Origin of the sequence: Ahrensia marina (assembly GCF_042140245.1) — a bacterium.
GTDB lineage: Bacteria > Pseudomonadota > Alphaproteobacteria > Rhizobiales > MH13 > MH13.
In genome coordinates, this window is the sequence record NZ_CP159483.1 from 1,455,636 (window position 1) to 1,480,581 (window position 24,946).

Genomic DNA, 24,946 nt, shown 5'->3' on the forward strand with positions numbered 1-24,946 from the left:
CGATGAGACCCGACGTAACGTGTTGAAATTCTTTAAAATTTCCGTGCTTAGGCCTTTGAGAGAAAGGCGTTTTTCCCGGAAAGCGCGTGGGAATTAACACAGGGTTTCCTGGGACGCAACCAAGCCTAAAGGGCAAACATGTCGCGGGGCAGACGACCTTTGGCGGACAAGCGAGGCTGAGATGTTGGCTGAATTAGAAAAGAGCAGGCAGGTTGATGCCCAAAAGCAGCACGGCAAAGACCACTTCAACGGCGAAAAAGATCACCGGTTTGCCTGTGTTGGCTTTGTCGAACATCACGGACATACCGCGCCCGATCGCTGCACCGGCCCATAGTGCTCCAAGCACAACATACGCTACCGGCGAGCCGATGAGCAGAGCGCCGATTGCGCCGCCAACCCACACGCCGCCCGAAGCTGCTCGGACCTCAGACTTGGCAAGGCCGGTGTCGTCGGTCGCAGCAACACCGATATATTCCATCGTCTGGACGGGACGCAGCAAGCCGAAAAGCCCCAACCCAATGGTGCCAAGGGCAAGAAGAATGTTGAGGCCGTTGGCAATGAGATCCATGGGTTGGGCTCCGAAAAGAACGCAGGGAAAGTTGGGGGGATATGCGGGCGTTCTTGAAAGTCTTTACGCGCCCTGGTCAACGCTGGTTCACCGTCAGTGATCAAACAAAACTTTGTGGATCAACATCCACATCAATCCGCATGTCGCCGCGCGTCCGGTCAGACTTGGCAAGCCAAGCCTTGACGAAGCTTTGCGTTTCTCGCCCCCGCGGCCCGCGCACCAACAGTCTTTGTCGGTGACGCCCGCGCAACATGGCAAGCGGTGCATCCACCGGGCCTAGCACATCGATGGTCTCTGGTGAGCGTGCGATGGCTTTAAGATGATTGGCATGGGCTTTGACAGCACCAGCGTCGGTGCCGGACACAATGACGGCGACAAAGCGAACAAAGGGCGGCAGATGGGCGCGTTGGCGCGCAGCTTCTTCTAGCGCGTAGAAGCGTTCAGCGTCATGCGCCAGCAGGGCCTGGAGAACGGGATGATCGGGCATGTGGGTTTGGATGAGACCGATGCCGGGCTTTTCAGCTCGCCCAGCGCGCCCTGTTACTTGTGTGAGCAGTTGAAAGGTGCGTTCCACCGCGCGTGGATCGCCTTGTCCAAATCCAACGTCAGCGTCGACCACACCAACCAGCGTGAGACCTGGGAAGTTATGGCCCTTGGCCACCAGTTGGGTGCCGACCACAATGTCCACCTCACCGCCGGCGACGGCTTCCAATTCTGCCTTAAGACGTTTTGGGCCACCCATCATATCGGAGGACAGCACCAAGGTACGAGCGTCTGGAAAACGGGTGGCGACCTCCTCGGCAATGCGTTCCACGCCTGGGCCCGAGGGCACCAATGTGTTGGCATTGCCGCATTCCGGGCAAACTGTCGGCATCGGTTCGACATGGCCACAATGGTGGCAGTTGAGCGTTTGGGTGAAACGATGTTGAACCAGCCAGGCTGAGCACATAACGCATTCAAAGCGGTGACCGCAGGTGCGGCAGAGGGTGAGCGGGGCGTAGCCGCGTCGGTTCAAGAACAAGAGACTCTGTTCGCCGCGTTCCAGTGTGTCGTTGACGGCTTCTACCAGAGGCGGCGACAGCCACATACCGCGTTCGGGTGGTGTGCGACGCAGATCGATGGCGGCAAGGCTGGGCAAAGGTCGCGAGGCGTACCGCGCAGGCAGAGGGACATGGCGATAGCGCCCCGCCTTGGCGTTGATGCGGCTTTCCACCGATGGCGTGGCGGAGGCGAGAATCACCTGCGCTTTTTCAAAGCGTGCCCGCACAATGGCCATATCGCGGGCATTGTAGCTCACCCACTCTTCTTGCTTGTAGGCTGCCTCATGCTCCTCATCGATGATGATAAGACCGATGTCTTCGAATGGCAGATAGAGCGCGGAGCGTGCGCCGATCACCACTTTGATCTTACCTTCAGCTGTCCCGCGCCAGACCTGACGGCGGGTTTTGGGCGTGATGCCAGAATGCCATTCGCCAGGCATGGCACCAAAGCGCTCAGCGAAGCGATCAAGAAGGGCGGCTGTCAGAGCAATCTCCGGCAACAGGATCAGCGCCTGGCGGCCTTGGCGTAGCGTGTTGGCGATGGCCTCAAAATAGACCTCCGTCTTGCCCGAGCCGGTAACACCCTCCAGCAGCGCGACATCAAGGGAGCCGTCCTTTGGCCCTTCGGCTATCAGCGCGTGCACCGCATCGGCCTGACCTTCGGTGAGTGTGCGTGGATCAAAGTCCGGGTCGGGTTCAATGCGGCCCGGTTCGCGCTGAACTTGCAGTGTTTCCAGCGTTCCGGTCTTCACCAACCCATCGATCACAGCGGTGGAAACGCCAGCTAAGTCAGCTAGGCCGGGCTTGGTGTAGGCATCTGCGCCGGTGATGACGTCGAGAACCTTTTGGCGCGCCGGTGTCATGCGTTCTGGCGGATCGCCCGCTCTGCGAACGGCCGTTACGGGCGGATCACGCTGCATCAGCTCTTCACCACGCGTGACCATGCGTGCCACCATGCCAGGGGCTGAGAGTGTCCAATCGGCGACCCAATCAATGAATTGGCGCAACGGCTCACGGATCGGGGGCGCATCCACCACAGCCTCAATGGGCTTCAGGCGCTTGGGGTTCACCTCGTCATGGCTTTGCCCCCAAACGGTTCCGAGTACCAAACGCTTGCCAAGCGGCACTTTGACGATGCTACCATCCACCACGTTCTGCCCTTCAGCTACTTGATAGGTGAGCGCCGTGGGCATCGGTGCTGGCACCATGACCGATACGTTGGTGCCAGCTGCATGCGGCTGCGACGAATCAATCGGTGCTGAAGGGGATGACGGAAGCATTGAGACACGTTAGACGAGCGGCAACGGAGCGGGTAGCCCGCAGATCACCAGCGTAAGGATCAAAGTGATGAAGTTTTTCGTGGACACCGCCGACACCAACGACATTGCCGAATTGAACGATTTGGGCCTTCTGGATGGGGTGACAACCAATCCATCGCTGATTGCCAAATCGGGCCGCGACTTCAAGGAAGTAATCGCCGAAATCTGTGGTTTGGTCGAAGGCCCTGTGTCGGCTGAAGTCACCGCGCTGGATGCCGACGGCATGATCAAGGAAGGCAAGGAGCTTGCCAAGATTGCCAAGAATGTGACGGTAAAAGTGCCGCTGACCCTGGACGGGCTGAAAGCCTGCAAGGCGCTTTCTGGCGAAGGCACGATGGTCAATGTCACGCTTTGTTTCTCCGCCAATCAGGCGCTGCTCGCCGCCAAATGCGGTGCGACCTTCATCTCGCCCTTCATCGGACGTCTGGACGATATCAACATTGATGGCATGGAGCTGATCGCTGACATCCGTGCGATCTATGACAATTATCCTGCGCTTGAGACTGAAATTCTTGCCGCTTCCATCCGCACGGCCAACCATGTGAAGCAGGCGGCCATCATTGGCGCTGATGTCGCGACCATTCCACCTGCGGTTTTGAAGGGTCTTGCCAAACACCCGCTGACCGACAAAGGCATCGATGCGTTCATGGCCGATTGGGCCAAGACTGGTCAGAGTATCCTCTAAGAGCCTCTGACGCCGTTTGGATGGCGGCGCATGAAGGTCTGTTCGGTAACGGACTGGCCCCAAGACGCGCCTTGTTGTTCCTTGGTCAGAACAAATCCTGCCCGCTCGTAAAGCGTGCGGGCAGCGTCCAGACCAGCAAAAGTGGATAGCTCAACTGTTGGAAACTGCTGTTTATCACAGAAGCTCATCGCGCCATCCAAGAGGGTTTGACCAAGTCCTTGGCCGTGCTGGTTTGGGTCGACGATAAACCAGTGCAGCACCGCTGGTGCTTCCGGTGATGGTTGGCCGTCAATTGCAATGCTTGCGACGATTTCTCCGTTGTGAGTTGCCCACCAGATTTCGTTGTTCGGATGGTCGAGGCGGGCGATGAATGCCGCCAACTCTCTGGCCACCTTTGACTCAAAAGCTGCGCCGAACCCAACCGCTTTCGCATAGTAGGCTGCGTGAAGCGTGACCACGCGGCCTATGAGTGTCGGCGTGTAACCGTGGCCAAAGATGAGGGGAGTGGTCACAACACCTTCGTCATGAACACGGAGTTCGGGTCCAGTGTGTAATCGCCAAACGGCGGGCATTCCGTGAAGCCGCGCTTGGCGTAGAGCTTGCGGGCCGGTTCGAAATAGTCGAACGACCCAGTTTCCAGAGAGAGGCGCTTAAGACCGTTCGCCTGCGCATGGGCGATCAGATGGTCAAGCATCTGCGCGCCAATGCCATTGCCACGTCGCGCTTCAACAGTGCGCATGGACTTTATCTCGCCATGGCGACGACCATCGGCCTCGGGTGCGATTTCTTTGACTGCGCCGATAACCAGCAAATCCTCTTCGTCCCAGCCAGCAAAGAAGGCGATTTCGGGTACTTTTAGCCCGTCCAGATCGAGGGCATGGACACTGCCTGGCGGCGTGACCTCTATGTTTGTGTCCAGATGGAACTGCAACAGGTCGATGATGGCGGGATGATCAAGATCACCAGGGATTATCTGCATGATGACAACTCGCTGTGGGGGGTTACTTGCGGGCCAGCGTCACCAGATAGGTGCAAGCTGATCCAGCCTTGTTTGCGAATGTGACGTCGCTGGTTTTGACCAGGCCTATGCTGTCGCCGGTTTCAAGCGTGTGAGCTTGGCCGAGGGTTTCGAGCGATAACGTGCCTTCCAGCACGTGGATGACCTCCTTGATCCCATCAAACCCAGTTGAGGGGATGGTCACCGACGCACCGGCTGGCAGGTAGATCTTGGCCATTTCAATGGGATTGTTGGTGGCGCGAAACACCTGACGGCGCACATAGTGGGATTCAGGGTCTTCCCAAAGGGGTTGATCCTGCATGCGCTGCACGGCGCCGGTCTGTTGCTCGGCACGCATCAAAAGCCCGGCCAGCGTGAGATCGAATGCGTTGGCAAGGCGCACCAAAACGCTGGCGGTGGGGCTCATCTCTCCGCGTTCAATCTTGGAGATGGCTGCTTTGGAGACATCCGACCGGGCGGCCAGATCGGTCATGGACCAGTGCCGCGCCTTGCGCTCCAGCTGAATGCGCCGCGCAATGGCTTGACCGGATGTGTCTACTAAAGTGTCCATATGTCCCTGATAGTGGACATTATGGGGTGGGTCAAGTAACAGCCCACCCCGTGCCGTAGGCGCGACCCTCCCCCATCAAGGGGAGGGTGGTTTGGCAGGCTGTGTTGTTGTTCCCCTCCCCTTGATGGGGAGGGGTTAGGGGTGGGGTGAGCCTTACGGGCAGGTGTTGGGCCGAGCTTTGTGTAGCTCGTTGATCGCTGAGTCCAGATCATCGTCCCACGGCATCTGCCAAGCGGCGATATCGTGTTTCAGCTGCTGCATGCTGGTCGCGCCGATAATGGACGAGGCAACGAACGGCTTGGATGTGGTGAAGCGTATGGCGGTCTGGGAATAGTCCAGTCCACGCGCATCACACAGCGCGAAATAGTCTTCTAGCGCGGCGTCCGCACCAGGGCCTTCATACCGTGACGCCCGACCAAACAGCGTTTTGCGTGCACCAGCAGGCTCCGCGCCACCGCGATACTTGCCGGTCAGAAAACCTTGGGCCAACGGCGAGTAAGCCAGCAGGCCGACGTCTTCGCGTATGCCCACTTCGGCCAAGGCTGTTTCGTAGGTTCGGTTGACGATGTTGTAGGCGTTCTGGATTGAGGCAATGCGTGCTTTGCCGCTGGCCTCGGCTGTGTGCAGCCACTTCATGGTGCCCCAGGCGCTTTCGTTGGAAAGGCCGATGGCGCGTACCTTGCCGGATTTCACCAGTTCATCGAACGCGCCGAGCGTTTCTTCAATAGCGACCTCGGCCCCTTCTGTTGGTTCCCAGACGATGGGGTTGGTGCCAAAAATCGAGAAGGGACGGCCCGGCCAGTGCAACTGGTAAAGGTCGATATAGTCGGTTTGCAGCCGTTTCAGAGAGCCCTCGACGGCTTCCATGATGGAGGCGCGGGTTGGCAAGTCAGGCTTACCATGCTCGCGGAAATAGGTGGCCGACGTGGCGCCCACAGCTTTGCTGGCCAAAATCACCTTGTCGCGGTTTTTGCGTTCAGCGAACCAACTGCCGATGATTGTTTCGGTGGAGCCTTGGGTCTCCGCTTTGGGCGGAATGGAGTAGAGCTCGGCGGTGTCAAAGAAGTTGATGCCCTGGTCCAGGGCATAATCCATTTGCTCATGGCCTTCAGCTTCGGTGTTCTGTTGGCCCCAGGTCATGGTGCCAAGGCAGATCACCGACACATCCATGCCGGTGCGTCCCAGTGGGCGCTTTTCCATGGGTCGTTCCTTTAAGGTGTTTGATAGAGCGGGAAGCGTCAGCCTTGGTCGGCCACGCGAGAAAGAAGATCTTCAACGTAAGGCATGATCCGCTCCACGATCAAGGCAATGCCTTCGGCGGTTGGATGAATGCCATCAGAAAGGTTGAGTTCTGGTACCGATGCCACGCCATCAAGGAAAAAAGGATAAAGGACGCTGTCATAGGTTTCAGCAAGATCGGCATAGATCGGATTGAATGCCTCGCCATAGGCTTCGCCCATGTTGGGTGGGGCAATCATACCGGCCAGAAGTACCGGCAAGCCACGGTCCGACAGGTTGCTCATAATGCCATCGAGCGATGCACGTGTGACGCTTGGATCAATGCCACGCAGGGCGTCATTGGCACCAAGCTCAACAATCACTGCGTCGGTGGCTGGGTCCATGGACCAATCGAGCCGCGCCAGCCCGCCGGAACTTGTGTCCCCGGACACACCGGCATCCAGCACGCGCACATCATAGCCGCGTTCAATCAAAGCGGCTTCCAACTGGGCGGGAAACCCTTCGCCAGGCGCCAGGCCGTACCCAGCTGTCAAGCTGTCGCCCATCGCCATGATGGTGATGGATTCGGCGCGTGCTTGTGTGGCATGAACGCTCAGCAGGGCAAGAATGGCCAGGGCCACCAGGCCTGATAGAAGCGGATGAAGCGTTTTTCTGACCGAGATCGCTTCGGTCAGATTTTTGTGACTGTCTTGGCGCATCGCGTTGGCGTTCCTATTTGATCGGGCAACCCATGCGCCACGTAGGACGCTTGACCCTTCTTTTCCAGTTCGAATGGACAGCTTCGTGCCCGATTCCTCGCAACCCTCCGTTATTTCTCTTGATGATGTTCACCTTTCTCTTGGTACCGGCGCTGCGCGCGTCGACATTTTGAAAGGCGCCTCGCTTGATGTCGCTCGCGGCACATCAGTTGGTCTGGTCGGACCATCTGGCTCGGGTAAATCAACCCTTTTGATGGTGTTGGCCGGACTTGAGCGCCCGACCTCAGGGACGGTGCGGGTTGGCGATGCAGTGCTGACCGATTTGTCAGAAGACAAGCTGGCGGCTTTTCGTGGGCGCGAGATTGGGATTGTGTTCCAGTCGTTTCACCTGATCCCAACCATGACTGCCTTGGAAAATGTTGCAGTCCCCCTGGAACTGGCCGACCATGATGATCCGTTTGGAACGGCCAAAACCGAACTGGAGTCGGTAGGGCTTGGTGAGCGGACCGCGCACTACCCGACGCAACTTTCCGGCGGCGAGCAGCAGCGCGTGGCAGTGGCCCGCGCCCTGGCACCTAAACCAGCCATTCTGGTGGCTGATGAGCCGACGGGCAATTTGGATGGTCCGACAGGTAAGCAAATCGCTGACCTTCTCTTTGAGGCACCTGCCAAGCGTGGCACGACGCTGGTGCTTGTGACCCACGATCTTGCTCTGGCTCAGCGATGTGATCGGCAGGTGCACTTGGAAGGCGGCTGCGTTGTTGAAGACACGCAGGAAAAGGCGCTGTCTGAGGCGGCGGAATAAATGGCCGATATCAGCGCTACAGGCGCCCACAGCACCGTCCGACAGCCGTCCAGCCTTGCCCTCAGCTTTGCCTACGCCATGCGCGAATTGCGCGGTGGCTTGCGTGGGTTTGCGATTTTTCTCGCCTGTATCGCCCTTGGCGTGGCGTCCATTGCGGGTGTCAACGCGCTGGCGCAGTCTATGGCCGGTGGGCTGGCCAATGAGGGGCGCACCATTCTGGGCGGCGATGTGCAACTGGAGCTGATCCAGCGCGAGGTAACGCCGGAGGAAAGGGCGTTTCTTAACGCGCAGGGCGCAGAGATGATGACCATTGCCGATCTGCGCGGCATGGCCCGCACGGCTGATGAACAAAGCCAGACGATTGTTGAGATCAAAGCGGTCGATGATCTCTATCCCATGGTGTCTGAGCTTATTTATGTGGATGGCGATGGCATCAAATCCGCTGCCGTTCACCTCGCCTTGCAAGAAGACGATGGCACATTCGGTCTGCTCGCTGAGGGCACACTGGCCGCTCGGTTAGGTGTTGAGATCGGCGAAACGATCCGTTTGGGCGAGCATGCCTTTCAGCTTCGTGGCATCATTGAGCGCGAGCCTGACCGTTTATCGTCTGGTTTCGGTTTTGGACCGCGAGCGATGATTTCCGCCGACGGATTGGTCGCTAGTGAGCTGGTCCAGCCCGGCAGTCTGGTGGAATGGGAGTACACACTCGCTTTCGCCGAACCGCTGGATCAAGCTGGTTTGGATGCTTTTGAAGCCTCTGCCAATGATGCGCATCCAGATGCTGGTTGGCGCATACGTGACCGCACGGAAGCGAGCCCGCGGCTTACCGGTGCGATCAACCAGTTCGCTCAGTTTTTGACACTGGTGGGTCTCACAGCTCTTGTGGTTGGCGGTGTCGGCGTTGCCAACGCTGTGCGGGCCTTTGTTGAAGCCAAGCGCAAGGTGATTGCCACATTCAAATCACTGGGCGCAGCGGGGCCGTTCGTGTTCCGCGTGCAGTTTTTTCAGGTCATGGCGATTGCGGTCTTCGGCATTGTCATCGGGCTTGTGGTTGGCGCCTTGGTGCCGTGGGCAGTGCAGCTTTTGTTTGGTGATTTTTTGCCAGTGCCGCTCGACACACGCCTTTACCCCGACGCTTTGGGGCTGGCAGCCCTCTATGGTGTTCTCGTGGCTTTGGCTTTTGCGCTTTGGCCCTTGGGGACGGTGCGTGATGTGCCGGCAACGGCGCTGTTTCGCGACATTGGCGGCAATTCAAGACGCTTCCCGCGTTGGATTTATTTGGTAGGTGCTGCCGCTGCGATGATCGGCCTTGGGGTCGTCGCGTTCCTTGTTTCCGATAGCCGGTTCATCGCGGCGATCTATTTAGCCGCAGCGGGTGCAAGCTTCGTCATCTTGCGGCTTGTTGGATGGGCGGTGATGGCGATTGCCAAGCGTAGCCCGCGACCCAAATCAACAGCGGCCAAGCTCGCCTTGGACAACATTCACCGCCCCGGTGCGCTGACCCCGTCCGTGATTTTGTCGCTGGGGCTTGGCCTTACTCTGCTTGTGGCTTTGGCGCTGATCGATGCCAACTTGCGACGCCAACTGACCGACTCCATTCCAGATGTCGCGCCAAGCTTCTTTTTCTTGGACATTCAGAACAGTCAGATTGACGGTTTCAAAGACCTGATCGCCGAAGAAGCGCCGACGGCGACGTTGGAAAGCGTGCCGATGCTGCGCGGTCGGCTGATCTCTTTGCAAGGCATTCCCGCTGGAGAGTTCGAAGCTCCGCCAGAAGCAGCCTGGGTGCTGCAAGGCGATCGCGGCATCACTTATGAAGCTGAAGCGCCGGAGGGCACCGAGCTGACCGAGGGCGAGTGGTGGCCTGCTGACTATGCTGGCGAGCCACTGGTTTCGTTCATCGATGAGGAAGGCAAGCAACTGGGCCTTGAGCTTGGCGACTTGCTCACCGTCAATGTGCTTGGCCGCGAGATTACCGCCCGCATTGCCAACTTCCGCGCGGTTGAATGGCAATCGCTGGAAATCAACTTCGCTATGGTTTTCTCGCCCAATGCCTTGGCGGGCGCGCCGCACGCGCATTTGGCCACCGTGACCTATGAAAGCGAGGCCGATGATGCGACCGAACTGGCCTTGCTGCGCACTGTCACGGCGGCGTTCCCGGGCATCACATCGGTGCGCATCTCAGATGCTTTGGATGAGGTGAACGCCCTGGTGGAAGACTTGGCGCTCGCGGTGCGTGGCGCGGCTTCCGTCACCCTGATTGCATCCACCCTGGTACTGGCTGGTGCCCTGGCCGCTGGTCATCGGCATCGGCTTTACGATGCGGTGATCCTCAAAACGCTTGGCGCCACACGTGGGCGTATCCTTGGTGCGTTTCTGCTCGAATACGCTTTGCTGGGTCTGGCCGCTGCGATCTTCGGTTTGGCGGCTGGCAGTTTCGCGGCCTTTGCCGTGCTGGAATATGTGATGACCGCTGGCTTCACCTTCCTGCCCTCGGTGGCCTTTGGTGCGGTGGGGATCGCTCTGCTTCTCACCGTCGGTCTGGGGCTGATCGGCACATGGCAGATTCTTGGCCAGAAGCCTGCGCCGGTGCTGCGGAACTTGTGACGCTTGGTCAAAAGGGCATGAGTAACAATTAGCTTTCTCTTGAGGATCATCGAAATCCGGTTCGATTGCTCTTGAGATTGTTGCCATTCATATCCATATTCACGATCAATACCTGAGTTTTGTGGGCAAACATGGCGTTTGGCCCACTTTTTGGCCGTTTACGACCATTTGGAGAGTGAAAACGATGAACAACCCGCTTCGCGACGGTTACGCCCAACAGGGCGCACACACAGCCGCAGGCATTGATGAGGGCCTTCGCGCTTATATGCTGAGGGTCTACAACTACATGGCCATTGGCCTTGCCATCACCGGTATCGCGGCGATGGGCATGTTCCAACTGGCTGTGGTGCAAGATGCATCCGGATCTGTGATTGGGCTGACCAGCATTGGTGAAGCCATTTACACCTCGCCTCTGCGCTGGGTGATCATGCTTGCCCCGCTTGGCGCTGTGTTCTTCCTAAGCTTCCGCATCTCAAAGATGAGCGTGCCCGCCGCACAGTTCACCTTCTGGGCGTTTGCTGCCGTGATGGGCGTGTCCCTGTCCTCGATCTTCCTGGTTTACACCGCTGAATCGATCACACGCGTGTTCTTCATCACCTCAGCTGCCTTCGGTGCGTTGAGCTTGTGGGGCTACACCACCAAGCGTGACATTTCCGGTTGGGGTTCGTTCCTGTTCATGGGCTTGATCGGTGTGATCATTGCCTCGATCGTGAACATCTTCCTCGGTTCGTCTGCTCTGCAGTTCGCTATCTCAGTGATCGGTGTTCTGGTGTTCGCTGGCCTTACCGCCTACGACACGCAGCGCATCAAGACGATGTACTATGAGGGTGACAGCGCTGATGCGGCTGGTCGCAAAGCGATCATGGGTGCGCTCAGCCTTTACCTCAACTTCATCAACATGTTCATCATGTTGCTGCAGTTGTTCGGCCAGCGCGAATAGCGGTCGTTTCGAAGGAACGGAGCAAAAAGATAGGTTCTGTTTTTTGCTCTGGGCCTGCGACCCAACCGCGAGCTGTTCGGCTAGCGCGAATAGCGGTCTGAAACGAGGCTGTCACAAAAGCTTCACAAGCCCCGGTGTACGCACCGGGGCTTTTTTGTTTGCGCTGTGCCTTTGCCCATGTCGTTTTCGCTTCAACAACGTCTTGCCGCTGAGTTTATCGGAACGGCTTTTCTGCTCGCCACTGTCGTTGGGTCGGGCATCATGGCTGAGCGGTTGGCTGGTGGGAATGTTGCCATTGCGCTGCTTGGCAACACCATTCCTACTGGCGCGATCCTTGTGGTGCTCATCACCATGTTGGGGCCGATCTCTGGTGCGCATTTCAATCCGGTTGTGACGCTTGTTTTTGCTTGCCAGAAGAAAATCGCTGATCGTGAAAGCTGGGCCTATGTGGCCGTCCAGATCATCGGCGGTATCGTTGGTGTCTGGGCCGCGCATCTGATGTTCGATGAGGCGGTGTTTCAGCTTTCAGACAAAGCGCGTTCGGGACCGTCACAATGGTTCGCAGAAGCGGTTGCGACCTTTGGATTGATCTTCACCATTCTTGGCACGCTGAAGGTCCGTGAGAGTGCAGTGGCAATGGCTGTTGGGCTCTACATCACGGCGGCTTATTGGTTCACCGCGTCCACATCGTTCGCCAATCCAGCGGTGACGATTGCGCGTTCGCTATCGGATACTTTCGCTGGCATCCGTTTGGCTGACATGCCGTGGTTCTTGCTGGCGCAATATGCTGGTGGTTTCCTGGCTTTGCTCGTCTGCGCGTGGCTGCTTGATTTGCCATTGGGCAGCAAAGCGCTGGAACGGCGGCCTGAAACAGAGGCTGACAATGACTGATCTGCCAAACCTTGCGCATGACGAACTGCACCCCATTGATGGCGCACTGTTGGGCGATACGCTAACTCATAGGCCACGCGTGATGATGCTCTATGGCAGCTTGCGTGAGCGATCCTATTCCAAGCTTTTCACGCTGGAAGCCAAGCGCGTGTTGGAAAAGCTTGGTGCTGAGGTGCGGGTCTTTGACCCGGCCGGTTTGCCACTGGTGGATGATGAGCAGGGTCATGACCCATCGAGCGATCATCCCAAAGTGCAGGAATTGCGTGACCTTTCTTTATGGTCAGAGGCGCATGTCTGGTGTTCGCCGGAGCGACATGGCGCCATGACTGGCATCATGAAAACGCAGATTGACTGGCTGCCTTTGGCACCCATTGGCGGTGTGCGGCCAACGCAAGGGCGTACCCTTGCGCTGATGCAGGTTTGCGGCGGATCTCAGAGTTTCAACACTGTCAATCAGCTACGGATTTTGGGTCGGTGGATGCGGATGATCACCATTCCCAATCAGTCTTCTGTGCCCAAAGCTTTCACCGAGTTTGAGGATGATGGCCGGATGAAACCGTCGCCCTACTACAACCGGATGGTTGATGTGATGGAAGAGCTGATGAAGTTTACGCACCTCACGCGAGGGCGGGCGACCTATCTGGTGGACCGGTATTCAGAACGCGTGGAGACCCGTGAAGAACTCTCCAAGCGTGTGAACATTCGCTCGATCTAGCGGATCTGAGCCGCTCTATTTGCGGATCGTCAGCGCGCCTGCCAGGACGATCAGCGCCAGTCCTACCAAGGTGAGAAGATCGGGTCGTTCGGCGAAGAACAGAATGCCCCAAAGCACCGCAAAGCCGACATAAGCAAATTCGAACGTGCCGATAATGGCGGTTGGAGCCTTCTGGTACGCAACGGCTGTTCCAACCGAGGCGATGAGGATCGACAGGGCGAGGAGCCCCATCAATTGCCACTCAGCCGATGTCATGGTGTGCCACGTGCTGGTGAGAAAGCTATCACTTGTTAGGCCCGGTGCCATTGAAAGCACGACGACACCAACAAGCCCGGTGGCGATGAATGCCACGTGCAAGCTGAACACCATGGCGAGTGGATGCTCGTCCTGACAGCGCAGCCGTGTGAGCACCATCGCCCCTGCGAAGAGCATGGCCGCCACGATTGGCAAGAGGGCATAGGGTGAGAACGCTTCGCTGCCGGGCCGCAGCACCAGGGCCACCCCGACAAAGCCGAGCAAAGCGGCAAAGCCTTGGAGTGGAGTCACTCTATCGTGTGCCCACAGCGCGGAAAACGCGACGATGAAAAGTGGGAGTGTGTAAAGGGCAGCGGCAGCCGCTGATAGTGGCAGATAGGGTAGCGCTGTGTAGTAGGCAATCCAAACCATCACCAGAAGGGTCGCGCGTAGCCCTACCCAAAGCACCGAGCGTGGGACCAGGCTGGCGGGCAGTCCGAACACTAGCCCAGCTCCCAGCAACACTGGCATGACGATGACCGAGCGCACCACGAACAGTTGCCACATGCCCACCGTGGAATCGGTGCCCATGCCTTTGATCAGCGCATCGCCAGCCGACATCGCAAAGACGGTGAACAAGATCGTCGCGATGGCGAGCGGTCGATTGTCGTTGGCTGGTGAAGAGGACATGGCCCTAGCTATGTATCTCTGGGCGATGTCGGCAAGGCCGGTTTGGCGTGATTGGGTTCGTTCATGGTGGAACGTGATGTTGACCTCGGCCTTGAAGTCGCAGCCTTTGATGTCATGTTTGAGCGATGGGCCGTTCAGGAAAGAGCAAAGACGTTGAACCACCGGTGCGCGCGCAGCGGGTGCAAACGCCTGGTGGTGGCGGAGCGTTTGATCTGCCCAAGCTTTCGATTGGCGTGTTTCTAACCGATCAGCCGGGGCATGAGATTGCCGTTGGCTCGGATCGCCCGGCCCACACGCCGCTACAAAAAGAGGAAGGCTTCATCTTGCCTGCCGGGGCCAGCGGCCTTTGTCACTATGACAATGAGCACACATACCTTTCTGTGGAATTGGATGAGGCGCTGCTCCGCGAGGTTGGGCTTGATAGTCCAGGCGCTATCGCACCTCAGTTTGGGGCCTTCGATCCGCTGACTTTGCAATTGGCTCGGTCAACGCTTGATGTTGCCCATGCGCCAAGTGCGCTCTACCGCGAGACGATGCATCGGGCTCTGGCGGCGCATCTTGCACAGACCGTCCAAGCATTGCCTGAAGATGCCGCTGCGCTGGACGATGTCCGTTTGCGGCGTGCGGTGACCTACATTCACGATCATTTGGCCGAAGACATCTCGTTGGAGGTGCTTGCGGGTGAGGCGGCGATGAGCGCTTTTCATTTCGCGCGCGCCTTCAAGGCCGCGCTTGGCGTGACGCCCCTGCAATATGTGATTGGCGAGCGGATGCGCGTTGCTGGTGTGCTCTTGAAAACGACGGGACTACCGGTCGCTGAGATCGCCTTGCGGGTTGGCTATGAGGACACAAGCCGGTTCGGCAAGCACTTTAAACGGGCGTTTGGCGCAACTCCGGCGCAGCACCGCACCGGTTGAGCGCTTTTCTGTGACGTCGGGGACGCCCTATTGGTCGAGGGCAAAACGGACATCTATGCGCTTTTGAAAAACTGTTCGGGATCGCCTTCATCAAGGCCATCCAACTCGCCACAGTAATGCCAACCCGTTTTGACGAGCAGGGCCCGCATCGCGGCATTGGACCGGTTGGTCGATGTCCAAACTTCTGGGAACTTGCGCCGGTCGTATGACAACAGGCTGGATGCAAGACCGCGCCGTCTCATCTCGGGTTTGACGATAAGCAGGGAGATGAATGGTTTTTCGAAGAAGTAAGCCTGATCCAGGCAGCTGAAAGCCTGAACTTCATTTTGCACGATCGCGATATTGAGGTCGCCGCGTTCGGCAACCAACTTGATGTAGCTGGCCCTTTCATTAGAGCCGACAGCCGCCTCGTCTATCGCAATGGCTTGAGCGATCTCATGCTGGTCAGATGCTGTTTTGATGTCCAAAGCAGGTTCCACGTGGCGTCATTTTCACACTGACAGATAACCCAGATCGTCGTTGATATCAGCTTCCTTCGATGATGCGGATCGCCCGTGCATCGCCGGGCTGCTCAAACGGCAAGAATGACCTATCGGATACCAAGAATCGCGCCTGTGGCCTGAGCGTTCATTCGGCATTGTCTCCTCATCGCAGCGACCAAACGCTGCCAAACAAGGAGATAGACAGATGACCAAGACCACCAAAACCATTGCTTCTACCGCTCTCGCCTCAGCCCTGCTTTCGGGCACGGCGCTGGCTTCAGAGATCCAAACTCGTGCCGTGACTTTCGATAGCAACGGAGCAGCCATGGCTGGCACCCTTTATCTGCCCGTCGATCATGATGGATCGGCTTTGCCGACGGTCGTTGTCACCGGTGCTTGGACGAGTGTGCAGCAGCAGATGCCAGCGACCTATGCCCGTGAAATGGCAGCGCGCGGTTATGCGGCCTTCACCTTTGACTTCCGCGGCTGGGGTCAATCTGGCGACTTGCCCCAAAATGTGCGGTTTGAAGAAAACCCAGCGGCCAAGATCGAAGATATTGAAGCGGCCATCGCGTTTATCGCGGACCTGCCCGAAGTGGATGCGGCCAACATCAATGGCCTCGGCATCTGCGCCTCAGCCGGTTACATGATCGACGCTGTTTCCGGAAATCCGCTGATCAACCGCGTTGGCCTGGTTGCCCCATGGCTTCAGAACGAAGCGCTGGTGAATGCTGTCTATGGCGGCGAGGACGGCGTGAACGGTCTGATCGAGCTTGGCCGCACGGCAGAGGCAGAGGGCGGGATAATCATTCCGGCTGCTGGCCCCGAAGGCGCCGAAGGCGTGCTGATGCCGATCGGAGGCTACTATTATGAAGCCGATCGTGGTGCGATCCCCGAGTATGACAACCAGTGGAACCAGACCAGCTGGGAAGGCTGGTTGACCTACCACCCAGCTGACCATGGCGCGGCGCTCGATAAGCCGCTGGCTGTTGTCCACTCGGAGTCCGCTGCCATCCCACAGGGTGTGCGTGACTTCCTAAGCGGGTTTGCTGGCGACGCAACACTTCAGTGGCTGGAAGATGTCAGCCAGTTCGACTTCTACGACAATCCCCAAGACGTGACGCGTGCCGCCGACACCATGGCCGCCCACTTCTCTTCCTAGTCCATAGATGAGATCTGCCGCGCCGATGAGACTGTCGGCGGGGCGCCCATCACCCCATTTCTTTAAAGGACGAAGACCTATGAAACTGACCGCAACCACAATCGCCGCGCTTGCCATGAGCGCCTCTGCAACTGTTGCCGCTGATGTTCAACTGGGTGGCACGCCCCTCACTCTCGACAACCTGGTTGATCAGGCCGAAATGGTCCGCATTGCCGATGCCATTGATGCTGGTGTTGATGCCAAAGACTGGGAGACAACCCGCGGCTTCTTCACCGATGAGATCACCGTCGATTTCACGTCACTGGTTGGCGGTGAGCCAGCCACTATTCCAGCCGATGGCCTGATCGCTGGGTGGTCAGCCAATCTGACGGAAGAGAAGACCTCCTTCCACCTGCGCGGCAATCACCGCGTGACGTTTCATTCAGCCGACAGCGCAACCATGGTCTCGCATGGTTATGCCTGGAACCGGATGGAAAGCAGCGCCTTACCGGAAAACGGTGGCGAAGCACTCTGGGAAGTCTGGGGCACCTATGTGCACGGCTTCATTCGCACTGAAGACGGCTGGAAGGTGAACGCGATGACCTTCACCGCCACGGCTCAGCGCGGCAATGATTTTGTGCGCGACACGCCAGGATCGTAAGTGGCCTTCCTGGGAAAAAAGAAACCCCGGCAGTGATGCCGGGGTTTTGTTTGGCTATGGTCATGTGAGTGCTTTGGTCAACCAAAGCCCATCTCTTGGTGCTTGTTGAGCGGCAAGCGTGTTGTAGCCGCGCGCTCGGTAGAAGCGCTCGGCGGTTCTGGTGCTTTCGAGTGTTGTGTTCGAGTTGCCTGCTTCGCGCGCGCTTGTTTCCATTTCAAGCAACAAGGCTGAACTCACGCCCCTCAATCGCCAATGCGGGTCCACATAGTTGAGCTGGATGATCCCTTGATTGTTAAGACCGCCAACGCCCACAATTCCTCGCTCTTGTTCGGCCACATACAGTGTGAAGCCATCTTGGCTTATCCAATTTTGTACGTGTGATGATGTTTTGTTCGCGAGCCATTGCTCCAACCGGCCGGGTTGGTCTGCATAATCCAACTGGCAAAGATGTATAATGGACTGACGTAGTACACGCGCCGCTGCGTCAGCATCATCAACTGTTGCGACGCGAACGAGTGGCCACTGGAACGATGTGTGACTCACACAAGTTCAAGCTTGGGTTTTTTGTCGAAGACTTTGAGCACCTGTTTCAGGTCGTGGCCGCGTTTAAGGATTTGTCCTGATGCGGCCACAACTTTGTAAGCGCCCTGGCGGCGGGCCATCTTTGGGTCTTTCTCAATCGTGTAAAGTGGCACTTCGGCAGCACGGCGAAACACCGAAAACACCGCCCGATCTTTGAGCAAATCAATGGCGTAATCGCGCCACTCTCCATCAGCCACCATGCGACCGTACACGTTCAGGATCATATCGAGTTCGCGGCGATTAAAGCTGATCTGAGCAGGCTGATTGGCCGATGGCGGAGCGTTGTTAGAGGTGACAATTCGAACGATATCGTCTGGTTGACCGGCCTGGGTTGGCGTTTGTTTGCGTGACTGGCGGTGCGCATCAAGCTCTACCAACTGCTGTAAATCTTGCGTTGTGTCCGTCATACGCTCTTCGAATGGTTCAACCTCTGATTGGGTAAAGTGTTTCAAGCCTTGGTTGATTTGGCAAGGCGTCTGCGCACTCTGTGCGCTTTTCGTGTCATCAAGGGCCTGCGAAGTTATCCACACCGCCACATTATTGCCCAGAAACAGCCCCGATCGCGCCCTTTACCGGCCAAACTGGCGGGGTCCATTGCCTATGTTGCTTGGTAGCGCGGCGCTGGGTCATCAGACCCTCCAGCCCCCAGCCCCTGATTTCTCGGCGTCGTGCACCATAGCATCTGCTTCGCGCTACATTCTTCCGAAGTGGACGCGTTGAAGAGCCAGACACCCGCAGCATGCACAAGGTGGGGCTGCTCTGTTCAGGCTAGACTGACTGTTTTTCCAACCTGCCTCGGCGTTCCACGCCTTGGCAGGTTTTTTGGTTGTGCGCATGTCCCATTGACGACACTGGGTTGGTTCCTTTGCCGCAATGCGGGCTTGCTGCCTGTCTGACGTGTTGAGAAGGCCTCGGTTACTTTTCAGGTGCATAGTGGTGGGATCGATAAGACTGCCATGTGTTTGAAGGCGCCCAGCATGTTCGTTCAATTGACTCTTGGAAGCGGCCTGATCGTGTTGACAGCCATCATGGCCGCGCTCGCCTGGTGGGGCCTTGAGGCGTTTCTTCTGCGCACCCACGACTGGGTCATCCGTGCGCCCCATGGGCCAAAGCTTGCAACGCTCTTGTGCCTGGTCATGCTTTGGACCGTCGTGTTGGTCATGGGCTCTGTTTGGGTGTGGGCGATTGCGCTGCGCCTTTTGGAGATTTTCGTCACGTTTGAAGCGTCGGTCTACTTCTCGCTGGTGGTGTTTACGACGCTTGGGTATGGCGATGTGTTGCTGCCAGTGGAGTGGCGGCTTCTCGGCGGGATGGCGGCGTCCAACGGTCTTTTGATGTTCGGGCTTTTGACCGCTATGCTTGTTGAAACGCTGCATCAGACACGCCAACGCCAGCGCGGACGATTTCAGTAGAGCGACTTAAGCGGGGCGAACGGCATGGGCGATGCAAAGCAACTTATGGCTGCTCGGCAGATCGCCGCACAGGTCCGCCAGGGTGTGAACGCCCATTTCTCGCTGCGGCTATGGGATGGATCGCTGGAGCCGCTCGGCGAGAACCCGGTGCCAGGCTTGGCCATTAAGATAGCGTCACCCGGTGTTGTGTCGTCCATCCTCCACCGTCCGAGCTTAGATCGGTTGCTGCGTCACTATGCCAAAGGCGGGATAGAAGTGGAGGGCGGGTCGTTGATTGATCTGGCTGAGCCGCTTGCTCATGATCGCGAGAAACGCCGGGCGTTCAAACGTCTGGCCAAAGGCACGCTTGTGCGCAGCCTTGCTCCGTTCTTCTTCGCCAAGGGAGATCACCCGGATGCGACGCGCGATTTCGCGGGTGACGCAGAGGGTCAAGGCCGCAAAGCGGGCGACAACAAGCGCTTTATCCAGTTTCACTATGATGTGGGCAATGATTTCTACCAGCTCTTTCTGGACCCGGAAATGCAGTATTCCTGCGCCCACTATCCCAGCTGGGACGCCAGCCTTGAGGACGCGCAGGTTAACAAGCTTGACCTCATTTGCCGGAAGCTGCGGCTGAAGCCGGGCGATGTGATGCTCGATATCGGTTGCGGTTGGGGTGGACTGCTTTGCCATGCGGTTCAAAACTACGGCGTTGAAGGGCATGGCGTGACGCTCTCAGAGGAGCAGCTTGCTTTCGCGCAGGCGAAAGTGGAGCGACTTGGTATCGCTGATCAGGTGAACCTGCACCTGAAGGACTATCGCGAGATGGATGGCGCGTTCGACAAAATATCCTCCGTCGGCATGTATGAGCATATCGGGTTGGCCAACATCCCCGAATACTTCGCGACCGTTCAACGCCTTCTAAAGCCTGGTGGGCTGTTTATGAACCATGCGATTTCACGCGGGGCGAAGCGCAAGAAACGCAAGTTTTCCAGCCGTCCTGAGCAGCGGGCCTTGCAGAAGTACATCTTCCCCGGCGGAGAGCTGGACGATATCGGGCATACGCTGTCGCAGATGGAGATCGCTGGTTTTGAGGTTCAGGATGTGGAGGCGCTGCGCCAGCATTACCAGAAGACGACGCGGGCATGGTGCGAGCGCTTGTACAAGCGACGTGATGAAGCCGAAGCGATGGTGGGACCAGAGACCTACCGTATCTGGGCGGCCTATCTGGCTGGGTGCTCGTTCGCGTTTCAACGCGGGTCGGCGCGGCTCTATCAGACGCTTGCCAGCAAATCGCCCAAAGGCTTCACATCGGTGCCACCAACGCGGTTTGATATTTATGGCGGCTAGCCGCAGAGGCTGAGGCGGGCAACATGGTAGGCTAGCCCCGATTTTTCGAAGACTTCTTCGTCGAGCGTGAAACCCAGTGCTTCATAAAACCCGCGCGCGGTTTGTCTGGCGTCGCACCAGAGCTGGGTATGGCCTTGTTCCCTGGCGAGCTTCGTCCCTTCTTGAACCAGCTGCGAGCCAAGTCCCGCCCCGCGATGGTCGGGTGCGACGGCCAGTTTGCGCAGCCGCATGCCCGGTGGTTCATGAAAGAAGGATGCGACGCCGATCAGGTTCTCCCGGTCGAAGGCGCCAAGGTGCAGAGCGGTCTCGTCACCGGGTACTTTGACATGATCGAGTGGCTTATCCGGCCACATATATCTTTGCCTGAAGACCAGGGTCTGATCAGCGGCAATGGTGCGTATGGGGTAGGGCAAGGACCAGCGTCAGTGTTGAGGAATGGTCAGAACGATTTTTCCAATATGGCTTTTCTTCAAGAATACGTCTTGTGCTTCCGCTATCTTTTCCAGTGGGAATGTCTGCGCGACCAACGGCTGGATAGCACCAAACTCAATCTTTGAAACTAGGTTGCCGAAAACCTCTGGCTCCAGCACTGTGCAGCCGAAAAGGCCGAGGTCTTTCAGGTAGAGCGTGCGCACATCAAGCTCGACAAGCGGCCCACCTATGGCACCCGACACGGCATAGCGCCCCTTAGGCCGGAGAACCTCCAGCAGTTGAGGCCAGGTTGGGCCTGCAACAAGATCGATGACGACATCAATGCTGCTGGATCCAAGCGCTTCGACCAGGTTTTCGTTGCGCGAGATCGTTCTCGATGCGCCAAGCTTGCGTAGCGTTTCTGCTTTGGCAGGGCTGGTAACGGCTATAACATCTGCGCCGCGCGCTTTGGCCAGTTGAATGGCCGCTGACCCTACCCCGCCTGATGCACCAGTAATCAGCACTTTGTCACTTTGGCCAACGGATGCCCTGGTGAGCATGTTTTCTGCGGTTGAGTAGGAGCACGGAAAAGAAGCCAGCTCGATATCAGAAAGAGGGCTGTCGATGGTATGAGCGTGTACCGATGCCACTTTGGTGAACTGTGCAAAGCCTCCATCACATTCTGAACCGAAATACTGAGGTGTTTCGAGCGCTCGCCCATCAACCACCTGCAAGCTTGGCTCAACCAGAACCCGTTCGCTGATCCGTTTTGGATTGACGCCCTCACCAACCGCAACGATGGTACCGCATACATCCGCACCCTGGATGCGGGGCAACTGAAGTGCTTTTCCATTCCAAGCTGCATCATCAGGATCTGCATCGTTTTTGGAGTACCAACCGATGCGCGTGTTGATGTCGGTGTTGTTGACGCCAGCTGCCGCTACCTGGATCACCACATCACCTTTTCCCGCGATGGGGATCGGGATGGCCCTGTTGAGAACCAGTGTTTCTGGCCCGCCATGGGCGATGAGTTGCACGCCCGTCATTCTGGTCTGCGACATGGTGAAGGTCCTTGAATGACGTGGGCAAGACCGTGAAAGCTTTACATGGCCCACGAAAAACGCCGGAGTTTTCACTCCGGCGTTTGCAATGGCTTAGAAGCGTGATGCCTTAGGCTGCAGCGGCGAGGTTGCGCAGCACATAGTGCAGCACGCCGCCATGCTCGACATATTCGATCTCAACCTCGGTATCGATCCGGCAGAGCAGTTCGATCTCTTTCTTGGTGCCATCGGGGTACTCGATGGTGGCCTTTACGTTCTGGCGTGGCTTCAAGTCACCAGACAGCCCGTGGATCGAAACGATCTCATCGCCTTTCAAGTTCAGCGATTTGCGGCTGTCATCGCCAGTGAACTCAAACGGGATCACGCCCATGCCAACCAGGTTGGAACGGTGGATACGCTCAAAGCTTTCCGCAATCACCGCTTTCACGCCAAGAAGGTTGGTGCCCTTGGCCGCCCAGTCACGTGAGGAACCTGCGCCATACTGCTCGCCGCCGAAGACGACCAGCGGCACGCCCTGTTCTTTCCACGCCATAGCAGCTTCATAGATGGAGGTTTTCTCGCCATCTGGACCCAGCGTGTAGCCGCCTTCGACATTGTCGAGCATCTCGTTCTTGATGCGAATGTTGGCAAAGGTGCCGCGCATCATGATCTCGTGATTGCCGCGACGTGAGCCGTAGGAGTTGAACTCACGCACCGGCACTTGGCGTTCTGTGAGGTATTGACCAGCAGGTGTGGTTTCCTTGAAGGCACCAGCAGGGGAGATGTGATCGGTGGTGATCATATCACCCAGGATCGCCATCACGCGGGCATTTTCAATGTCAGAAATCTTGCCCGGCTCCTTGGACATGTCCTTAAAGTAGGGTGGGTTCTGCACATAGGTGGAGGCTGGCGGCCAATCATAGGTCTGGCTGTCGGTGGTTTCCACGCCCTGCCATTTTTCATCACCCTCGAAGACTTCGGCATACTTGCTCTGGAAGGCTTCACGGGTCACCGTTTGGTGGACGAGGTGAGAAATCTCAGCCTGGGTTGGCCAAATGTCTTTCAGATAAACATCGTTGCCGTCTTTGTCCTGGCCAATGGGCTCGCGTGTCAGGTCCATGTTCATGTCGCCGGCTAGCGCGTAGGCGACAACCAATGGCGGTGAGGCCAGATAGTTGGCGCGCACATCCGGGCTGATGCGGCCTTCAAAGTTGCGGTTGCCGGACAACACCGATGTGGCCACCAGGTCACCATCATTGATGGCTTTGGAAATTTCCTCCTGAAGCGGACCGGAGTTACCAATGCAGGTGGTGCAGCCATAGCCAACAAGGTTGAAGCCGATGGCATCGAGATCGTCCTGTAGGCCAGCAGCCTCAAGATACTCCGACACAACTTTTGAGCCTGGGGCCAGAGACGTTTTCACCCAAGGCTTGCGGTCTAGGCCTTTCTCGCGAGCTTTGCGGGCCACCAGGCCGGCGCCGATCATCACATAAGGGTTGGAGGTGTTGGTGCAGGAGGTGATGGACGCGATCACCACCTTGCCGGACGACATGGCATAGTCTTCGCCATCAACCGGTACTTCTTTGTTGAGCGGACGCTTGAAGGTTTCGGCCATTTCTTTTTTGAAAGCTGAAGACGCTTCGGTCAGTGCCACAAAGTCTTGCGGGCGTTTGGGGCCGGAGATGGCTGCACGGATGGTGCCCATATCCAGTTCCAGCGTATCGGTGAAGATCGGCTCGACGCTGTCATCGCGCCAGAAGCCGCAGGTTTTGGCGTATTCTTCAACGAGCTTGATGCGCTCTTCGGAGCGACCGGACATGTGCATGTAGCGCAGTGTCTCATCATCAATGGGGAAGAAACCGCAGGTCGCGCCGTATTCAGGTGCCATGTTGGCAATGGTTGCGCGGTCTGGCAGAGGCAGACGATCCAGCCCGTCGCCGTAGAACTCAACCAATTTGCCGACCACGCCTTTTTCGCGCAGCATCTGCACGACTTTGAGCACCAGATCAGTGGCGGTGGTGCCTTCGACCATTTCACCGGTCAGCTTGAAGCCCACCACTTCTGGGATCAGCATGGAGATCGGCTGGCCGAGCATGGCAGCCTCGGCTTCAATACCGCCCACGCCCCAACCGAGCACGGCCATACCGTTGACCATGGTGGTGTGACTGTCGGTGCCGACCAGCGTGTCGGGATAAGCAATCGTTTCGCCGTCCTGCTCATCTGTCCAAACGACCTGGGCGAGATATTCAACATTCACCTGGTGGCAAATGCCGGTGCCTGGGGGCACGACGCGGAAATTGTTGAACGCCTTCTGACCCCATTTTAGGAACGTGTAACGCTCCATGTTGCGCTCATATTCGCGGTCCACATTCATCTGGAAGGCGCGCGGGTTGCCGAACTCATCGATCATCACCGAGTGGTCGATAACCAGGTCAACGGGGTTAAGCGGGTTGATCTTCTCCGCATCACCGCCGAGCGCGACAATGCCATCGCGCATGGCTGCCAGATCGACCACGGCGGGCACGCCGGTGAAGTCCTGCATCAGCACGCGAGCCGGGCGGTAGGCGATCTCCTGGGTGGAGGTGCGCTCTTTGGCCCAGGTGCTCATCGCTTCGATGTCGGCCTTGTGCACCGTTTTTGCATCTTCATGGCGCAGCAGGTTTTCCAGCAGCACCTTCAATGAGTAAGGCAGTTTGGAAACGCCTTGCAAGCCGTTCTTCTCGGCTTCCAAAAGGTTGTAGACGGTGACCGTCTGACCGCCTGCGGTCAGGGTCTGGCGAGACTTGAAGCTATCGAGCGACATCGGCGTCCTATCGTGTGAAAAACTGTGTCTGGCGGGTTTTCACCTGTGCTGCCATGGTTTCCGGCCAGTCAATCCGGTTGGTTGGTCTGCACTTGGTTCCTGCGTTCCCGATTTTGGCAGGTTGCGCTTCAGATAACCGGTTTTATAAGGCTTTCAAAGGGCAACAAAG

At 57.6% G+C, this 24,946-nt stretch carries 25 protein-coding genes; 11 read left to right on the forward strand and 14 right to left on the reverse strand.

Translation table 11 applies throughout. The annotated features are described in order from the left end of the window. Positions 1-193: 193 nt before the first annotated feature. A complete protein-coding gene (locus tag ABWH92_RS07155) occupies positions 194-568 on the reverse strand; it encodes a DUF4345 family protein (protein WP_375573438.1) in 375 nt (124 codons plus the stop codon). A gap of 100 nt (positions 569-668) precedes the next feature. Beyond that, complete coding sequence (locus tag ABWH92_RS07160) at positions 669-2,888, reverse strand: primosomal protein N' (protein WP_375573440.1); 2,220 nt, start codon at positions 2,886-2,888, stop codon at positions 669-671. Between the two features lie 67 nt (positions 2,889-2,955). Here ABWH92_RS07160 and fsa point away from each other — a divergent pair, with 67 nt between their 5' ends. Further along, positions 2,956-3,612, forward strand: a complete 657-nt coding sequence (gene fsa, locus ABWH92_RS07165; RefSeq protein WP_375573442.1) for a fructose-6-phosphate aldolase — start codon at positions 2,956-2,958, stop codon at positions 3,610-3,612. Here the strand turns inward: fsa and ABWH92_RS07170 are convergent. The 5 genes from ABWH92_RS07170 to ABWH92_RS07190 all read right to left on the reverse strand — a co-directional run bounded on the left by ABWH92_RS07170 (position 3,609) and on the right by ABWH92_RS07190 (position 7,117). After that, entirely contained in the window at positions 3,609-4,124 is a 516-nt protein-coding gene (locus ABWH92_RS07170; RefSeq protein ID WP_375573444.1) for a GNAT family N-acetyltransferase, read from the reverse strand. The genes fsa and ABWH92_RS07170 overlap by 4 nt on opposite strands. Continuing rightward, positions 4,121-4,591, reverse strand: coding sequence for a GNAT family N-acetyltransferase (locus ABWH92_RS07175; protein WP_375573445.1), 471 nt, complete (start codon positions 4,589-4,591; stop codon positions 4,121-4,123). The genes ABWH92_RS07170 and ABWH92_RS07175 overlap by 4 nt, the downstream gene beginning before the upstream one ends. Positions 4,592-4,613: 22 nt before the next feature. After that, positions 4,614-5,180 carry a helix-turn-helix domain-containing protein gene (locus ABWH92_RS07180; RefSeq protein WP_375573447.1) on the reverse strand — a complete coding sequence of 189 codons (567 nt, stop codon included), beginning with the start codon at positions 5,178-5,180 and terminating at the stop codon, positions 4,614-4,616. A gap of 153 nt (positions 5,181-5,333) precedes the next feature. Continuing rightward, positions 5,334-6,380 (reverse strand): aldo/keto reductase, encoded by a 1,047-nt coding sequence (locus ABWH92_RS07185; RefSeq protein WP_375573449.1) that lies wholly within the window; start codon positions 6,378-6,380, stop codon positions 5,334-5,336. A gap of 38 nt (positions 6,381-6,418) precedes the next feature. Next, positions 6,419-7,117: an arylesterase gene (locus ABWH92_RS07190; RefSeq protein ID WP_375573451.1), complete on the reverse strand. Its 699-nt coding sequence runs from the start codon at positions 7,115-7,117 to the stop codon at positions 6,419-6,421. Positions 7,118-7,190: 73 nt separating this feature from the next. Between ABWH92_RS07190 and ABWH92_RS07195 the strand changes: the two genes are divergently transcribed. The 5 genes from ABWH92_RS07195 to arsH all read left to right on the forward strand — a co-directional run bounded on the left by ABWH92_RS07195 (position 7,191) and on the right by arsH (position 13,075). Then, positions 7,191-7,922, forward strand: a complete 732-nt coding sequence (locus ABWH92_RS07195) for an ABC transporter ATP-binding protein (RefSeq protein WP_375573453.1) — start codon at positions 7,191-7,193, stop codon at positions 7,920-7,922. After that, positions 7,923-10,529 (forward strand): ABC transporter permease, encoded by a 2,607-nt coding sequence (locus ABWH92_RS07200; protein ID WP_375573455.1) that lies wholly within the window; start codon positions 7,923-7,925, stop codon positions 10,527-10,529. A 184-nt stretch (positions 10,530-10,713) separates the two neighbouring features. Continuing rightward, a complete protein-coding gene (locus ABWH92_RS07205; RefSeq protein ID WP_375573457.1) occupies positions 10,714-11,469 on the forward strand; it encodes a Bax inhibitor-1/YccA family protein in 756 nt (251 codons plus the stop codon). Between the two features lie 177 nt (positions 11,470-11,646). Further along, positions 11,647-12,360, forward strand: coding sequence for an aquaporin (locus tag ABWH92_RS07210; protein ID WP_375573459.1), 714 nt, complete (start codon positions 11,647-11,649; stop codon positions 12,358-12,360). Next, positions 12,353-13,075, forward strand: coding sequence for an arsenical resistance protein ArsH (gene arsH, locus ABWH92_RS07215; protein ID WP_375573461.1), 723 nt, complete (start codon positions 12,353-12,355; stop codon positions 13,073-13,075). Before ABWH92_RS07210 ends, arsH begins: the two co-directional genes overlap by 8 nt. Before the next feature lie 15 nt (positions 13,076-13,090). On the opposite strand, the gene ABWH92_RS07220 is transcribed toward arsH, so the two are convergent. After that, positions 13,091-13,999: a DMT family transporter gene (locus tag ABWH92_RS07220; protein WP_375573463.1), complete on the reverse strand. Its 909-nt coding sequence runs from the start codon at positions 13,997-13,999 to the stop codon at positions 13,091-13,093. 125 nt (positions 14,000-14,124) lie between these two features. Here ABWH92_RS07220 and ABWH92_RS07225 point away from each other — a divergent pair, with 125 nt between their 5' ends. Continuing rightward, a complete protein-coding gene (locus ABWH92_RS07225; RefSeq protein ID WP_375573465.1) occupies positions 14,125-14,916 on the forward strand; it encodes a helix-turn-helix domain-containing protein in 792 nt (263 codons plus the stop codon). A 53-nt stretch (positions 14,917-14,969) separates the two neighbouring features. Here the strand turns inward: ABWH92_RS07225 and ABWH92_RS07230 are convergent, their stop codons facing one another. Next, positions 14,970-15,395 (reverse strand): hypothetical protein, encoded by a 426-nt coding sequence (locus tag ABWH92_RS07230; RefSeq protein WP_375573467.1) that lies wholly within the window; start codon positions 15,393-15,395, stop codon positions 14,970-14,972. A 208-nt stretch (positions 15,396-15,603) separates the two neighbouring features. Between ABWH92_RS07230 and ABWH92_RS07235 the strand changes: the two genes are divergently transcribed. Together ABWH92_RS07235 and ABWH92_RS07240 are read left to right on the forward strand one after the other, a co-directional pair. After that, positions 15,604-16,560, forward strand: coding sequence for an alpha/beta hydrolase (locus tag ABWH92_RS07235; RefSeq protein ID WP_375573469.1), 957 nt, complete (start codon positions 15,604-15,606; stop codon positions 16,558-16,560). A gap of 79 nt (positions 16,561-16,639) precedes the next feature. Continuing rightward, positions 16,640-17,200, forward strand: a complete 561-nt coding sequence (locus ABWH92_RS07240) for a nuclear transport factor 2 family protein (RefSeq protein ID WP_375573471.1) — start codon at positions 16,640-16,642, stop codon at positions 17,198-17,200. A gap of 60 nt (positions 17,201-17,260) precedes the next feature. Here ABWH92_RS07240 and ABWH92_RS07245 read toward each other — a convergent pair whose 3' ends face one another. Beyond that, entirely contained in the window at positions 17,261-17,743 is a 483-nt protein-coding gene (locus tag ABWH92_RS07245) for a GNAT family N-acetyltransferase (protein WP_375573472.1), read from the reverse strand. Next, entirely contained in the window at positions 17,740-18,189 is a 450-nt protein-coding gene (locus tag ABWH92_RS07250) for a DUF2794 domain-containing protein (RefSeq protein WP_375573474.1), read from the reverse strand. Before ABWH92_RS07250 ends, ABWH92_RS07245 begins: the two co-directional genes overlap by 4 nt. 570 nt (positions 18,190-18,759) lie before the next feature. Here ABWH92_RS07250 and ABWH92_RS07255 point away from each other — a divergent pair. Together ABWH92_RS07255 and ABWH92_RS07260 are read left to right on the forward strand one after the other, a co-directional pair. Further along, positions 18,760-19,194 (forward strand): ion channel, encoded by a 435-nt coding sequence (locus ABWH92_RS07255; protein ID WP_375573476.1) that lies wholly within the window; start codon positions 18,760-18,762, stop codon positions 19,192-19,194. Positions 19,195-19,218: 24 nt separating this feature from the next. Continuing rightward, complete coding sequence (locus ABWH92_RS07260; RefSeq protein WP_375573478.1) at positions 19,219-20,523, forward strand: class I SAM-dependent methyltransferase; 1,305 nt, start codon at positions 19,219-19,221, stop codon at positions 20,521-20,523. Here ABWH92_RS07260 and ABWH92_RS07265 read toward each other — a convergent pair. From ABWH92_RS07265 to acnA, 3 genes are all read right to left on the reverse strand, one after another. Next, positions 20,520-20,876 (reverse strand): GNAT family N-acetyltransferase, encoded by a 357-nt coding sequence (locus tag ABWH92_RS07265; RefSeq protein ID WP_375573479.1) that lies wholly within the window; start codon positions 20,874-20,876, stop codon positions 20,520-20,522. The genes ABWH92_RS07260 and ABWH92_RS07265 overlap by 4 nt on opposite strands. Before the next feature lie 69 nt (positions 20,877-20,945). Beyond that, positions 20,946-21,995, reverse strand: a complete 1,050-nt coding sequence (locus tag ABWH92_RS07270) for an alcohol dehydrogenase family protein (protein WP_375573480.1) — start codon at positions 21,993-21,995, stop codon at positions 20,946-20,948. Positions 21,996-22,104: 109 nt separating this feature from the next. Further along, complete coding sequence (acnA, locus tag ABWH92_RS07275) at positions 22,105-24,777, reverse strand: aconitate hydratase AcnA (protein WP_375573482.1); 2,673 nt, start codon at positions 24,775-24,777, stop codon at positions 22,105-22,107. Between the last annotated feature and the right edge of the window lie 169 nt (positions 24,778-24,946).